Origin of the sequence: Pseudomonas sp. B21-023 (assembly GCF_024749165.1) — a bacterium.
GTDB lineage: Bacteria > Pseudomonadota > Gammaproteobacteria > Pseudomonadales > Pseudomonadaceae > Aquipseudomonas.
Map to the genome: position 1 here is coordinate 3,462,956 of NZ_CP087190.1, position 13,658 is coordinate 3,476,613.

Consider the following 13,658-nt stretch of genomic DNA (forward strand, 5'->3'; position numbering starts at 1 on the left):
GGCGCTTCGCGTGACGCTTACAGACGGCCGATACCGTTGCAGACCGAAGCGTTGGCGATGTTGGTGCCTTCGTTGTAGCCGTTGTCCAGGAACACCTTCTTGATCTCGGCGGCGTAGGCGGCCGGCAGGCTGACGAAGGAGTGCTGGGCGATGGTGGCGGCCTTGGCACCGGTGTACAGATCGTTCAGGAAGCTGCGGATGGCGGTGGCATCGGCGGCGGTCTGGTAGCACTGGCCGACCAGCAGGTTGGTGTAGCCGACGATCGGATAGCCCGAAGTCGGTACCACGCCACCGGCGTTGAAGATCGGCACCCACTTGCTTGGGTCGGCGCGGTCGGCTGCGGTGCTCGGGGCGACAGCGGTCCCCAGGGCGGTGCGGGCGTTGGCGGCGGTTGGCAGCGGCGCAGTACCGGCGGCCATGGCGTTCTTGCTGACGCGGGCGACCACGGCGTTGTTGCCGGTGGCGACATAGTCAGGGCTGACGTAGCCGATGGTGCCATCGGTGGCGTTGACCGCGTTGACCACATCGGCGCTGCCGGCGACGGCTTGCCAGGTGGCCGGTTCGCTGCCGACGTTGGCGGTGGTGAAGGTGCTGCTGACCACGAAGGACGATGGGCAGGCGTCAGCCAGGAAGCGCGACAGCAGCTCGGTGGTGCCGCTGCTGCCGGAGCGGTAGATGACCTTGATCGGCGTGGCGTCGGCGGTGCCCAGCAGCTGGCCCCAGGTGGTGGTGGTACCGGAGAACACGCCGCACAGCTGGGCGCCGGTCAGTTGCAGGTTGGTCACGCCCGACTTCTTGTAGGGAATGGCAACGGAGGTGCCCACCGATGGGATCTGCACCAGCTTGCCCCAGGTGGCGGCCTTGCTGCTGTTGTAGGTCGACAGCTCCGAGGCGCTCAGGACCGAGTCGCTGCCGGCGAAGTCGACGTTGGTGCCGGCCGGCTGGTTGATCGAGGCCGCTGCGTTGGTCAGGAACGCCGTCTTGCCGCCACCACTGCCGACACCGGTGTAGCTGAAGTCGGCCGGCAGCAGGCGCGGCAGGCTCGAGGTGCCGTTGTAGAGGTTTTCCGGCAGGGTGGCGCCGCCACCGACAACAGCAGCCATGGATTGGGCCGAAGCCAGGGTAGCAGCCACCAGGGAGGCGGCGATCACAGTACGCTTAAACATGAAGCAATCTCCTATCGTCGTGTTCATACGTTGAGTGGGTCGCGCATTGCTGTGGCCACAGGCCGTATACCCTGATCCAGAGGGGCTGAGGCCTGTCCACGGGGCCAACATTCGCAGCTTGTGGTGACAGGCAAAGGAAAAAATATCGGGAGTTCGGCGGGGAAAGACTCGGGTGTCGGGAGGCGTTTTTTCAGGCTTACGCGCAGGCGATGGAGGCGGGACCAGACGGTACGGGTGGGAGCAGTCCGGAGGTTGAGCAGTGGCACACTCGGGTGTTTACGGTGAGGGTGAAAAAAGATGCAACCGCTGTCGACCGGTTCAAACTGACAGGTTGGTTATCGTTCCTGGCAAACCCAAGCGCCGCTGACGCGACGCACCGCCGGCAAGCCGGCTCCCACACCGACCGCGCCGACCTGCAGCCTGGTGCCGTCCTGTGGGAGCCGGCTTGTCGGCGAGCGGGCAGCCGCTCAGGGCGCGGCCACCTCGCTGGGCGATGCCAGTTGCAGGAGTTCGCTGGTATAGGTCCACTCTTCCTGGACCTTGTCGGGGTGCTCGTTCAGGCGGATGCCGTAGGACGGGATGATCTGCTTGATCTTCGCCTGCCACTCAGGCGTGGCCACCTTGTCCTTGAACACCTTGTTCAGCAGGTCGAGCATGATCGGCGGCGCGGTCGAGGCGCCCGGCGAGGCGCCGAGCAGACCGGCGATGCTGCCGTCCTTGGCGGTGACCACCTCGGTACCCAGCTTCAGCACCCCGCCCAGGTTGTCGTCCTTCTTGATGATCTGCACCCGCTGCCCGGCCTGCCACAGGCGCCAGTCTTCCTTCTTCGCCTCGGGGAAGTAGGTCTGCAGCGCGGCAAAGCGGTCGTCGTCGGACTGCATCAACTGGCCGATCAGGTATTGCACCAGGTCGAACTCGCGCACCCCGACCCGCACCATCGGCCAGGTGTTGTGCAGCGACATGCTGGCGAACAGGTCGAGCAGCGAGCCCTCCTTGAGGAACTTGGTGGAGAAGGTGGCGAACGGCCCGAACAGGATCATGCGTTTGCCATCAAGTACCCGGGTGTCCAGGTGCGGCACCGACATGGGTGGCGCGCCGGTGGCGGCGATGCCGTAGGCCTTGGCCATGTGGCGCTGGGCGATGGCCGGGTTGTCGGTGACCAGGAACGAGCCGCCCACCGGGAAGCCGGCGTAGTCCTTGGCCTCGTCGATGCCCGACTTCTGCAGCAGGTGCAGCGCGGCGCCGCCGGCACCGATGAACAGGAACTTGGCGTCGGTGCTCGCGGTGCCGCCGTCCTTGAGGTTCTTGTACTCGACGTGCCAGCTGCCGTCGTCGTTACGGGTGATGTCCTGCACCTCGCTGGACAGCTTGAGGTCGAAGTTCGGCCGGGTCTGCAGGTAGCCCACGTACTGGCGGGTGATCTCACCGAAATTGACATCGGTGCCGATCGGCGTCCAGGTGACGGCGAGCTTCTGGTTGGGGTCGCGCCCTTGCATCATCAGCGGCACCCATTTGGCGATCTGCGCGTGATCCTCGGAGTACTGCATCGGCTTGAACAGCGGGCTGGCCTGCAACGCCTCGTAGCGTTTCTTGAGGAAGCGGATGTTGTCGTCACCCCAGACGAAACTCATGTGCGGCGTGGTATTGATGAACGAGTGCGGATTCTTCAGCACGCCCTGCTTGACCTGCCAGGCGAGGAACTGACGGGTGACCTGGAACGACTCGTTGATCTCCACCGCCTTGCTGATGTCGATCTTGCCGTCCTTCTCCGGCGTGTAGTTGAGCTCGGCCAGCGCCGAGTGACCGGTGCCGGCGTTGTTCCAGCCGTTGGAGCTTTCCTCGGCCACCTTGTCCAGGCGCTCGACCATCTGCATCGACCAGCCCGGCTCCAGCTCGTTGAGCCACACCGCCAGGGTGGAACTCATGATGCCGCCGCCCACCAGCAGCACATCGACGCGCTTGCTGTCGGCGGCCTGGGCATGCAGCCCCAGGGCCAGGGTGAGGGCCGCCAATGCCCATCTGGGCGTTTTGTAGATGTTCATGTGCTCTCCCGTATTGGTCATTCCGTGCGCCTGGAGGACAAGCTTAGCCGAGTGTTTTGCTCGGGCATGGTCGCAGTGTTTTCTGGTCCCTTGCCCCGCGACAAGGCCAGTACACCCAGTTCGATAATCGCCCGTTTTCAACCCTTCGGGATTTGACGAAACTAACCAGATAGTACAAATATCGGAGTATTCAAAAACAACAAAGCGATACCCGCCATGACACCCCGAATCCTCGTGCTCAACGGCCCCAACCTCAACCTGCTGGGTACCCGCGAACCTACCCAGTATGGCCATGAAACCCTTGCCGACCTGGCCAGCCTGTGCGCCGGCAGTGCCCGCGAACTGGGCCTGGAACTGGAGTTCCGCCAGACCAACCACGAAGGCGAGCTGCTCGACTGGATTCACGCCGCCCGTGGCCGCTGCCACGGCATCGTGATCAACCCCGCCGCCTGGACCCACACCTCGGTGGCCATCCGCGACGCCCTGGTGGCCAGTGAACTGCCGGTGATCGAAGTGCACCTGTCCAACGTGCACAAGCGCGAGCCGTTCCGTCACCTGTCGTTCGTCTCCAGCATCGCCGTGGGAGTCATCTGCGGCCTTGGCAGCCAGGGCTACCGCATGGCCTTGGGCTATTTCAGCGAGCACCTGCGCGAGCACGCGGCATGAGCACCCAAGGCATCCTCGCCGGCCTCATCGGCCGTGGCATCCAGGCCTCGCGCACACCGGCGCTGCACGAGCGCGAAGGCGACGCCCAGGCGCTGCGCTACCTGTACCGGCTGATCGACGCCGACCAGCTGGGCCTTGACGACAGCGCCCTGCCCGCGTTGCTCGACGCGGCCCAACGCACCGGGTTCAGCGGGCTCAACATCACCTTCCCGTTCAAGCAGGCGATCCTGCCGTTGCTCGACGAACTGTCGGACGAGGCCCGCGGCATCGGCGCGGTGAACACCGTGGTGCTGCGCGATGGCAGGCGGGTCGGCCACAACACAGACTGCCTGGGCTTCGCCGAAGGTCTGCGCCGGGGCCTGCCCGGGGTGGCCAGACGCCGCGTGGTGCAGCTGGGCGCGGGTGGCGCGGGCGCGGCGGTGGCTCACGCACTGTTGGCCGAAGGCGTCGAGCAACTGCACGTGTTCGAGGTGGATCCGGCCCGCGCCCAGGCGCTGGTGGACAATCTCACACAGCGCTTCGGCGCGGGCCGCGCCATGCTCGGCAACGATCTGGCCGAGACCCTGGCCGGCGCCGATGGCCTGGTCAACACCACGCCCGTGGGCATGGCCAAGCTGCCGGGCACCCCCTTGCCGCCAGCGTTGCTGCACGCAGGGCTTTGGGTGGCGGAGATCATCTATTTTCCGCTGGAGACCGAGCTGTTGCGCCAGGCCCGGGCCCTGGGCTGTCGCACCCTCGATGGCGGCACCATGGCAGTGTTCCAGGCGGTCAAGGCGTTCGAGCTGTTCAGTGGACGCCCGGCGGATGCCGCGCGGATGCAGGCGCATTTCGCCAGTTTCTAGTCGCCAGGCAGCTCATCGCGGGGCAAGCCCGCTCCCATGGAAGAGGGAGCGGGCTTGCCCCGCGCTTGCATTCAGGCCTTGATGTAACGCATCACCGCCTCGCAGATTACCTGCTTGTGACGCTGCTTGACCTGCTCGTCGGACAGGTCGATCTGGAAGATGTCGCCAAAGGTATGGCGGTTGGACACCCGGTAGAAGCAGAACGAGCTCATCAGCATATGCAGGTCGATCACTTCGATGCCGGGGCGGAACACGCCCTGGGCAACGCCACGGGCGAGAATCTTGCCCAGCGCGTCGAGCACCATGCTGCTCATCTCGCGGATCACCGGCGACTGCTTGACGTACTCGCCGTAGTGGATGTTCTCGGTGCAGACAATGCGCACGAAATCGACGTTGTTGGCGTGGTGGTCGAAGGTGAACTCCACCAGGCGCTGGATCGCCTGCTCGGGCGCCAGCGAGTCGAGGTCCAGGCTGTGCTCGGTCTTGCGAATGTCGCCGTAGAGCTTGACCAGGCACTCGACGTACAACTGCTCCTTGCTGCCGAAGTAGTAGTAGATCATGCGCTTGGAGGTGGCGGTGCGCTCGGCAATGGCATCGACCCGGGCGCCCGCCAGGCCCTGCTGGACGAACTCGGTGATGGCGGCCTGGAGAATGTTCTCGCGGGTCTTTTCCGGATTGTTCTTGCGCGTCTTGCGCAGGCCTTCGACTTCAGGCTTGACGACCGAATCACTCATACCGACTCACAGGCTCGTTGTAGTAATCCGGGCGATTATCCGTGAGCCGGGCGATGCTGGGAAGCGCGGTGTTGGTCGGGTGGTCAGGTTTGGCCTAGAGGCGCCGTCGCCGGCCAAGGGCCTCGCTCACAACACCACCTTGCGCCCTGCCCCGCTGCGCGCCTTGGCCATCGCTGCCAGGCGCACCGCCACGTTGGCCGCGCCATAGCCGGCATAGCCGCCCTTGCGCTGCAGGACCTCGAAGAAGAACCGCCCTTCGAACGGCTCGGTGTACACGTGGAACAGCTCGCCGCCCTGGGCATCGCGGTCGTACAGCACGTTGTAATACGCCAGCTCGCTGAGGAACTCGTCATCGAAGTCGAAGCGCGCCGCCAGGTCGTCGTAGTAGTTCAGCGGGATTTCCAGCAACGGCACGCCGGCTTCCTTGGCCCTGGCCACCTCGCGGAAGATGTCGTCACAGTCAAAGGCGACGTGGTGCACGCCCGAGCCGCGATAACTGTCCAGGGCATGGGCGATGGCGGTGTTGCGGTTTTCCGAGATGTTCAGTGGCAGCCGCAGGGTGCCGCAGTGGCTGCGCAGGGCACGGCTCTTGACCAGGCCATAGGGGTCGGGCAACACCATCTCGTCGTCGGCGGTGAAGTCGAACAGGCTCTTGTAGAACAGCACCCAGCTGTCCAGCGCCTCGGCCGGCAACGCCAGGGCCATGTGGTCGATTCGCTTGAGGCCACCACTGGCGCGGGCTGTCGGGTCCAGGCGGAAATCATTGTCGTAGAGGGTCTGGCCGTTGCCGTCGGGCTGCACCAGGTACAACAGGCTGCCGTCCGGTGCGCGCACCGCCGGGATCTCGCGCTCGTTGGGGCCGACCAGGCCGCGGAACGGCTGGCCACGGTAGGCCATGGCGCGCTGCAGGGCGTCCTGGCCAGCGTTGACCCGCAAGGCCGTGGCGCACAGTGACGGGCCATGGGCTTCGAAGAAGTTGTGGGCGAACGAATAAGGTTCACCATTGAGGACGATGTTGATATCGCCCTGGCGCAGCAGACGCACGGCCTTGCTGCGGTGCTCGCCGGCCTCGGCGAAGCCCAGGCGCTTGAGCCAGGCGCCCAGGCGTGCGCCGACCGCCTCGTCGACGGCGAATTCGAGGAACTCCACGCCGTCGTAGCGGCTGGCGGCCGGCGGCGCGAACAGCACGCCCGGCTCGACCGCCCGCGCCTCGCGCTCGAGCTGGCGGCGGGTCTTCTCCTCCAGGTACAGCAGCGAGCGCAGGCCATCGGCGGCGTTCTGCCGGGGTGGCGCCGCGCGGAAACCGTCATTGAAGATCTCCAGCGACAACGGGCCGCGATAGCCGCTGGCCAGGATCGGCGCCAGGAAGCCCGCCAGGTCCATTTCCCCCTGGCCGGGGAAGCAGCGGAAGTGCCGGCTCCACTCCAACACATCCATGGCCAGGATCGGCGCATCGGCCATCTGCACGAAGAAGATCTTCTCGCCAGGGATATCGCGGATGCCGCTGGGGTCGCCCCTGAGCGACAGCGTATGGAAGCTGTCGAGGATCACCCCCACTGCCGGGTGGTCGGCCTGGCGCACCAGGTTCCACACCTGTTGCCAGGTATTGACGTGGCGCCCCCAGGCCAGGGCCTCGTAGCCGATGCGCAGGCCCCGCGCGCCGGCATGTTCGGCGAGCAGGCGCAGGTCGTCCACCAGCAACTGTTCGTCGCCCAGGGCGTCGGGCTGGACATTACTGCACACCAGCACCAGGTCGGTGCCTAGCTCCTGCATCAGGTCGAACTTGCGCTCGGCGCGGTCGAGATTCTTGCGCAGGCGGTCGCGGCGGCAGCCCTCGAAATCGCGGAACGGCTGGAACAGGGTAATGGCCAGCCCCAGGCCCGCGCACAACTGGCGCACTTCGCGGGGGCTGCCGGCGTAGTACAGCAGATCGTTCTCGAAGATCTCGACGCCGTCGAAACCGGCGGCGGCGATGGCTTCGAGCTTTTCCGGCAGGGTGCCGCTCAAGGAAACGGTGGCAATCGAACGGTGCATGGCGGGTATTCCTTGTTATTGAGTGAGGCCTGGCACGATCGATTATTCGCAGGTAAAGTCGCCCCGGCAACGAACTTTGTACGGAACAGTTAGTTTTTGTTCGATTACCGAACAAAACCCGTTCCAGCGAATTGCGTCACCCACCCCCGTGAACAACCATGAACACCAGTCGCAGGCCCGCCGCCCCTTCCCGCCGCCACGCCGGTCGTTCGGCGGAACCTGCGCTGCAATACCCAACGTCACCACATAATAAGTTCAAGAAAACGGGTACCGACCTATGCACACCTTGCTCGCCCTGCGATCCGCGCCGCCTCGTTCGTCTTCTCCACACAGCCCCTGCCCGCGCCTCAAGCGCTGACCAATCCGGCCCCTGACAAGAACAACGGAGACAACATGGCCCGCTCAAGTTCCCAAGCCAAGAAAGCCACCGCCAGCGGATGGATCGGCTCTGCCCTCGAGTACTACGACTTCTTCATCTACGCCCAGGCCGCGGCGCTGATCTTCCCGCAGATCTTCTTCCCGTCCGCCGACCCGAAGATGGCCATCATCGCCTCGCTGGCCACCTACGGCGTGGGTTACCTGGCGCGCCCGGTGGGCGCCTTCGTGCTTGGCCACTGGGGCGATACCCGCGGGCGCAAGAACGTGCTGCTGCTGTGCATGTTCCTCATGGGTCTTTCGACCATGGCCGTAGGCCTGCTGCCGACCTACCACGATGTCGGCCTGCTGGCCCCGGCACTGCTGGTCCTGCTGCGCCTGGTCCAGGGCTTCGCCGTGGCCGGCGAGATCTCCGGCGCCAGCTCGATGATCATGGAGCACGCGCCGTTCGGCCGGCGTGGTTACTACGCCAGCTACACCCTGCAAGGGGTGCAGGCCGGCCAGGTGATGGCCGCCGCGGTGTTCCTGCCACTGGCCTACTTCATGCCCAGCGAGGCCTTCAACGACTGGGGCTGGCGCATTCCGTTCCTGATGAGCGCGCTGGTGCTGGTGGCTGGCTTCATCATCCGCAAGGAGGTCCACGAGACCCCGGCCTTCGTTAGGGAAGAGAAACAGGACAAGGTGGCCAAGTCGCCGATCAGCGAGGCCTTCCGCCACAGCTGGAAGCACATGGTGCTGGTGATGTTCATGGCGCTGATGAACGTGATCCCGGTGGTCGCCACCATCTTCGGCGCGGCCTACGCGGTGCAGCCGGCCTACGGCATCGGCTTTGACAAGAGCGTGTACCTGTGGATCCCGGTGGTGGGCAACATCGTCGCGGTGCTGGTGATCCCCTTCGTCGGCAACCTCAGCGACAGGATCGGCCGGCGCCCGACCATGATCGCCGGTTGCCTGGGCTCGGGCCTGCTGGCGTTCGTCTACCTGTATGCGATCAGCATCCAGAACGTGCCGCTGGCCTTCGCCGCCTCGATCATCATGTGGGGCATGGTCTACCAGGGCTACAACGCGGTGTTCCCAAGCTTCTACCCAGAGCTGTTCCACACCCGCTACCGGGTCTCGGCCATGGCCATCGCGCAGAACCTCGGCACCATGATCACTGCCATGCTGCCGGCATTGTTCGCCGCAGTCGCGCCGCCGGGCTCGGACAATATCCCGCTGGTGGTCGGCGGGCTGGCGTTCCTCATTACCTGCGTGTGCGCGCTGGCCGCCTACCTGGCACCGGAAACCCACCGGCTGGCTATGGAAGACCTGGGCAACCCGCAGGCACGACCCATGGCGCGGGAAGCCTATGAAGCGAGCCGCAAGGGCAGCCTGAAAGCGTTCGGCCACTGACCGTCAACAGCCGTTCCGAACATGGTGTTAGGTTTCCCGTACGGGCCTCATCGCCGGCAAGCCGGCTCTCACAGGGATTGCGCATACCCTGTGGGAGCCGGCTTGCCGACGATGCGCCGCGCGAGCGGCGCTCTATCTCCAGGGCCGCAACACGTCCGTCGAACAGGTGCCGATCAGAGAATCGATAACGGGTACTCGACGATCACCCGTACCTCGTCCAGGTCCGACTCGAAGGCTGTCGCCCGGGTGGTGGCCTGGCGCACGCGCAGTGCCAGGTCCTTGGCCGCGCCGGTCTGCACCACGTACTTGACCTCGATGTCGCGCTCCCAGCGCTTCTGGTCGGTGAGCGGGTCGCCGTTGCCGTCGCGGCGCATGTAGTAGGCGTTGGCATGGCTGTAGTCGGCGTCGCTGCCACGGCCATAGCGGGTCATGAACGACAGCCCCGGCACACCGTAGGCGGCCATGTTCAAGTCGTAGCGCAGCATCCATGAGCGCTCTTTCGGCGAGTTGAAGTCGCTGTACTGGATGGAATTGTCGAGGAAGATCGAATCGGACTGGCGCAGGTAGTCGAAGTCGTCGTCGCCGTTGTTGCGCTGGTGGGTCAGGGCCAGGGTATGGGCGCCGTAGCGCACGCCGAGCTTGGCGCTCCAGATGTCGTTGTCGAACTGGCCCAGGCGCTGGCGCCCTTCGTCCCTGGCGTTGTAGAAATTGAACCCGCCGATCAGCGCCAGCTCATCCGACAACGGCCAGGTCACGCTGGTACCGGCGTAGTACTGGTTCCACACATCCTTCAAGCGACTGCCGAACAGGCTGACGCTGACGTTTTCGTTGATCGCGTAGTCGCCACCGCCGTAGGCGATCCACGGCGAATCCACCGGGCCGCCGTAGAACGTCACGAAGTTATCGCGCAAGTCGCTGGACACCGGCTGGCTCATGGCGTGCAGGCGCCCGGCCTGCAGCGTCAGGCCTTGCACACTGGTGTTCTCCAGGGTCACGCCGCGAAAACTTTCCGGCAACAGCCGCGAGTCGCCGGCCGCCACCACCGGGTTGACCGGGAACACATCGCCCACCCGCAGCACGGTGTCGAACAGGCGCACCTTGGCCGCGCCGCCGAGCTTGGTGTATTCATCGCGGGCCTGGCCATCGCGGTCCACCGGCAGCACGTCGAACGAGCTGCGCCCACCGTTGCGTCCGCCACCGGTGTCGAGCTTGAGCCCGAGCATGGCGAAGGCGTCCACGCCGACGCCCACCGTGCCTTGGGTGAAACCGGACTCGAAGCGGGTGATCACGGCATGGGCCCAGGCCTCGGAGTAGCCGTTGCCGCTGTCCTTGCCACTGTTGTAGGTGGGGGCCGGGCCATCGCGATGATCGCGATTGAAATAGTAATTGCGGTTGAGCACGCTCAGGCGGCTGCCTTCGATGAACCCTTCCTTCTGCTCTTCTGCGGCCCAGGCCGCCGGGCCGAAGCCGGCCAGCGCCACCAGGGCGGCCAGGGAAAGTGTCGGATTGCTCTTCATCCACTGCTCCTTCGATTGCGGCTGTTCTTGTTGTCAGGCCCTGGCGCTGGAGCCTCCCTGGTCTGGCCAGATGCGCACGCACCCAGCCCCATTGGCCGAGCCTGATGCTCGCTGCTGGCGGATAACGGGAAGGTGATGGGGGCATTACAATCGTGTCATGCGCAGCGGGGGGAGCTGCGTGCGCGCCCAGCTTTCAGATCTGTAACCCGGCCGTCATGCCCCTGTTGGCCGGGCATCGCTAGCGTGGTCTGCGAAACGAACTTTTCGGAGGCACGACCATGCTACGACCGACCCTCACCGCCGCCCTGCTGGCGCTTTCCCTCTCGACCCAGGCCAGCGGCTTTTCCAGGCTGGACAGTGAACAGCTGCTGGCGGACCACCAGCAGGCCGTGGCGGCCTATGCGGCCAAGCGGGCGAAGCCCATGCCGGAGATCGTCGACTACCGCTATGGCATGAAGCTCGACGTTGCCCGCCTCGTGCGCCAATCGGGCGACCCGCGCACCTGCGAGGTGGTGCCACGGCTGATGACCTTCGAAGACAGCCAGGGCACCTTGCGCACCGTGCGCTACGCGGTGCAGTCGCAGTGCATCAACAACAAGTAGTTCAGCCGCGCAGCCCGTCCACCAGTTGCAGGCTGTTGCGCCCGCTGCGCTTGGAGGCGTACAGCAGCACGTCGCCTTGCTCGATCAACGCCGCCAGGCTGGCCGGCGGGCGGTCGAACAGATTGGCGCCGATGCTCAGGGTCACCGCCTCGGGGGTGCGGAACGCCTGTTCGGCGGTGCCCTGGAACTGCTGGCGCAGGGCCTCGGCCAGGCGCTGGATGGCTTCGCGCGAAGCCCCGGCCAGGAGGATCACGAACTCGTCGCCGCCCAGCCGTGCGGCGATCGCCCGCTCCGGCAGCATGGCCCGGATCATCTCGCTCAAGGCCACCAGCAGGCGGTCGCCGGCGGCATGCCCATGCAGGTCGTTGACCAGCTTGAAGTGGTCGATGTCGATCAGCAGCAAGGCCCCGGGGTTTGCCGGGGAAACCTCGTTGAACAGGTTCGCCGCGCGCATTTCCAGTGCACGGCGGTTGTACAGCGCGGTCAGCGGATCGCGCGCGGCCAGGCGCTCGATGCGCTCCTCGCGGCGGTAGCGCACGGTGCCGGTCATCGACAGGGCAATCAGCATGATCGCCATGGCCCCTTCCACCAGCGACACCTGGATGATCTGCCCGCGAAACGCGGTCAGGTCGATCAGTGTCCCCGGCAGCAGCGCCGGCAGCGTCTTGGCCAGGTAGAACAGCCCGTGCAGCAGCAGGATGCAGCGCAGCTGCACCGCGCCGACACTGAACGACTTGCCGTGCGGGCGCAACAATGCGCTGGCGTACAGGGTGAACGCGGCGACCAGCAGCGAGTTGGCCACCAGGAAGGTCTTCGACCAGGTGGGCCACTGCGGCAGCAGCAACAGGCTCAGCCAGGCCAGCGGGGCCAGGTAGCAGAGCCGTGACAGGCGGGTTTCGGTAAAGCGTGACACCCCCAGCAGGAATAGCCAGTGTGCAGCCACCAGCATGCCGTTGGCGAACCAGATACCGATGAACAGATATCCGCTGCCACGCAGCAAGGCGAGCGAGGAACCGACGCTGATGGTGGCGAAGCTGGCGCTCCAGCACAGCAGCGAGGACTCGCGCACGCTGCGCCACTCCACGGCCAGATAAAGCGCGGCGGCCGCGGCCAGCGCGATGGTGAGGGTCAGCATGGTGGAAGCGTCGAACGCCATGGGTGGAAGTGGCCTGTATCTGGGTTACCGTTCAGAACGGTGATTGTATGCGTTCAAGGGCCATTGCACAGGCATAAATGATATCCAAATGATGGCGCTCGGACGACCAACCAATTCATCCGAATACTCGACGACAGTCACCTGTCATTGCCCGGAGAGGAAGCTCACCAGCTGTCGCCCGTGCGAGCTGAGCGCCTCCCAGCTACGGAAACAGATACGCAGTTCCAGGGTCGCCCAACGCTCCTCAAGCGCCACACGGCGCACCGCCAGCTCCTGCTCGGCGCGCAGCGCCGCCGTTTCCGGCAGCATGGCGATACCCGCGTGCTGGGCCACCAGTTGGGCGATGGCTTCGAAGCTGGGCGCGCGCACCCGCACCTTCAGCGGCATGGCCAGGTTCATCGCCAGCTCCTCGACAAAGCGCTGCATGGCACGCTCGGCGGGCAGGCAGACGAAGGGAAAGCCCAGCGCGTCCGCCAGGCGCAGCTGGCCGCGCCCGGCCAACGGGTGATCGAGCGGCACCAGCAGCACCAGGCGCTCGGTGCGAAACGGCAGCGACACCACGCCCTCGTTGACCAGGTTGCCGTCGTACACGCCGATCTCGCACTCCCCGGCCAGCACCACCCGCAGCACATCGATGCTCTTGTGCTCGACCAGTTGCAGGTCCACCTCCGGGTAGTCGGCCAGGAACGGCCCGAGCACGGCCGGCAACAGGGTGCTGTTGGTCACGGTGGACGCCGCCAGGTGCAGGGTGATGCGCCGCTGGCCGGCGAGTTCGCGCAGCGTGTCCTGCAGCTTCTGCGCCTCGCCCAGCACGCCCCGCGCCGACTCCAGCACCAGGCGCCCGGCCGGGGTCAGCTGCATACCGTCGGCCTTGCGCAGGAACAGGGTCAACCCGCTGCGCGCTTCGAACAGGCGCAGGCGGGTGCTGGCGGCCGATACCGCCACCGGGAAGGTGGCCGCCGCCTTGCTCAGGCTACCGGTGGCGGCAATGGCGGCGAGCAGCCGCAGGTCGGCCAGGTCGAAGTGCATCAGGGCTTCTCCAAATCAGAACGCCATGTTCGAGAAAAAGCGATTCTAGCGCGGGTGTGTTCTGCGCAGAATAAACCACACTTCCTCTGTGCCACGGACCCGC

At 65.6% G+C, this 13,658-nt stretch carries 11 protein-coding genes; 4 read left to right on the forward strand and 7 right to left on the reverse strand.

Translation table 11 applies throughout. The features are described from left to right. Positions 1-17: 17 nt before the first annotated feature. Positions 18-1,166, reverse strand: a complete 1,149-nt coding sequence (locus tag LOY42_RS15465; RefSeq protein WP_102683759.1) for a substrate-binding domain-containing protein — start codon at positions 1,164-1,166, stop codon at positions 18-20. Between the two features lie 467 nt (positions 1,167-1,633). Continuing rightward, positions 1,634-3,208, reverse strand: a complete 1,575-nt coding sequence (gene mqo, locus LOY42_RS15470; protein ID WP_258598227.1) for a malate dehydrogenase (quinone) — start codon at positions 3,206-3,208, stop codon at positions 1,634-1,636. A gap of 216 nt (positions 3,209-3,424) precedes the next feature. Between mqo and aroQ the strand changes: the two genes are divergently transcribed. Together aroQ and LOY42_RS15480 are read left to right on the forward strand one after the other, a co-directional pair. After that, complete coding sequence (aroQ, locus tag LOY42_RS15475) at positions 3,425-3,874, forward strand: type II 3-dehydroquinate dehydratase (RefSeq protein WP_110701615.1); 450 nt, start codon at positions 3,425-3,427, stop codon at positions 3,872-3,874. Continuing rightward, a complete protein-coding gene (locus LOY42_RS15480; protein ID WP_198755249.1) occupies positions 3,871-4,716 on the forward strand; it encodes a shikimate dehydrogenase in 846 nt (281 codons plus the stop codon). Before aroQ ends, LOY42_RS15480 begins: the two co-directional genes overlap by 4 nt. A 71-nt stretch (positions 4,717-4,787) precedes the next feature. Here the strand turns inward: LOY42_RS15480 and LOY42_RS15485 are convergent, their stop codons facing one another. Both LOY42_RS15485 and quiC read right to left on the reverse strand, forming a co-directional pair. Further along, positions 4,788-5,450, reverse strand: a complete 663-nt coding sequence (locus LOY42_RS15485) for a TetR/AcrR family transcriptional regulator (RefSeq protein WP_102683763.1) — start codon at positions 5,448-5,450, stop codon at positions 4,788-4,790. A 126-nt stretch (positions 5,451-5,576) separates the two neighbouring features. Further along, positions 5,577-7,484 carry a 3-dehydroshikimate dehydratase QuiC gene (quiC, locus tag LOY42_RS15490; protein WP_258598230.1) on the reverse strand — a complete coding sequence of 636 codons (1,908 nt, stop codon included), beginning with the start codon at positions 7,482-7,484 and terminating at the stop codon, positions 5,577-5,579. A gap of 393 nt (positions 7,485-7,877) precedes the next feature. Between quiC and LOY42_RS15495 the strand changes: the two genes are divergently transcribed. Continuing rightward, positions 7,878-9,251, forward strand: coding sequence for an MFS transporter (locus LOY42_RS15495; protein ID WP_102683765.1), 1,374 nt, complete (start codon positions 7,878-7,880; stop codon positions 9,249-9,251). A gap of 173 nt (positions 9,252-9,424) precedes the next feature. On the opposite strand, the gene LOY42_RS15500 is transcribed toward LOY42_RS15495, so the two are convergent. After that, positions 9,425-10,768: an OprD family porin gene (locus tag LOY42_RS15500; RefSeq protein WP_198755824.1), complete on the reverse strand. Its 1,344-nt coding sequence runs from the start codon at positions 10,766-10,768 to the stop codon at positions 9,425-9,427. Between the two features lie 278 nt (positions 10,769-11,046). Between LOY42_RS15500 and LOY42_RS15505 the strand changes: the two genes are divergently transcribed. Then, the gene (locus LOY42_RS15505; RefSeq protein WP_046856021.1) at positions 11,047-11,370 is read left to right on the forward strand and encodes a DUF2790 domain-containing protein; all 324 of its coding nucleotides are present in this window, start codon (positions 11,047-11,049) and stop codon (positions 11,368-11,370) included. 1 nt (position 11,371) lies between these two features. On the opposite strand, the gene LOY42_RS15510 is transcribed toward LOY42_RS15505, so the two are convergent. Both LOY42_RS15510 and LOY42_RS15515 read right to left on the reverse strand, forming a co-directional pair. Further along, positions 11,372-12,526, reverse strand: coding sequence for a GGDEF domain-containing protein (locus LOY42_RS15510; protein ID WP_102683768.1), 1,155 nt, complete (start codon positions 12,524-12,526; stop codon positions 11,372-11,374). 144 nt (positions 12,527-12,670) lie between these two features. After that, positions 12,671-13,555, reverse strand: coding sequence for a LysR substrate-binding domain-containing protein (locus LOY42_RS15515; protein WP_102683769.1), 885 nt, complete (start codon positions 13,553-13,555; stop codon positions 12,671-12,673). Positions 13,556-13,658: the final 103 nt, after the last annotated feature.

Coding starts and splice junctions, on each gene's coding strand:
- LOY42_RS15465 (WP_102683759.1), bottom strand. CDS start 1,166: ATGTTTAAGCGTACTGTGATCGCCGCCTCCCTGGTGGCTGCTACCCTG.
- mqo (WP_258598227.1), bottom strand. CDS start 3,208: ATGAACATCTACAAAACGCCCAGATGGGCATTGGCGGCCCTCACCCTG.
- aroQ (WP_110701615.1), top strand. CDS start 3,425: ATGACACCCCGAATCCTCGTGCTCAACGGCCCCAACCTCAACCTGCTG.
- LOY42_RS15480 (WP_198755249.1), top strand. CDS start 3,871: ATGAGCACCCAAGGCATCCTCGCCGGCCTCATCGGCCGTGGCATCCAG.
- LOY42_RS15485 (WP_102683763.1), bottom strand. CDS start 5,450: ATGAGTGATTCGGTCGTCAAGCCTGAAGTCGAAGGCCTGCGCAAGACG.
- quiC (WP_258598230.1), bottom strand. CDS start 7,484: ATGCACCGTTCGATTGCCACCGTTTCCTTGAGCGGCACCCTGCCGGAA.
- LOY42_RS15495 (WP_102683765.1), top strand. CDS start 7,878: ATGGCCCGCTCAAGTTCCCAAGCCAAGAAAGCCACCGCCAGCGGATGG.
- LOY42_RS15500 (WP_198755824.1), bottom strand. CDS start 10,768: ATGAAGAGCAATCCGACACTTTCCCTGGCCGCCCTGGTGGCGCTGGCC.
- LOY42_RS15505 (WP_046856021.1), top strand. CDS start 11,047: ATGCTACGACCGACCCTCACCGCCGCCCTGCTGGCGCTTTCCCTCTCG.
- LOY42_RS15510 (WP_102683768.1), bottom strand. CDS start 12,526: ATGGCGTTCGACGCTTCCACCATGCTGACCCTCACCATCGCGCTGGCC.
- LOY42_RS15515 (WP_102683769.1), bottom strand. CDS start 13,555: ATGCACTTCGACCTGGCCGACCTGCGGCTGCTCGCCGCCATTGCCGCC.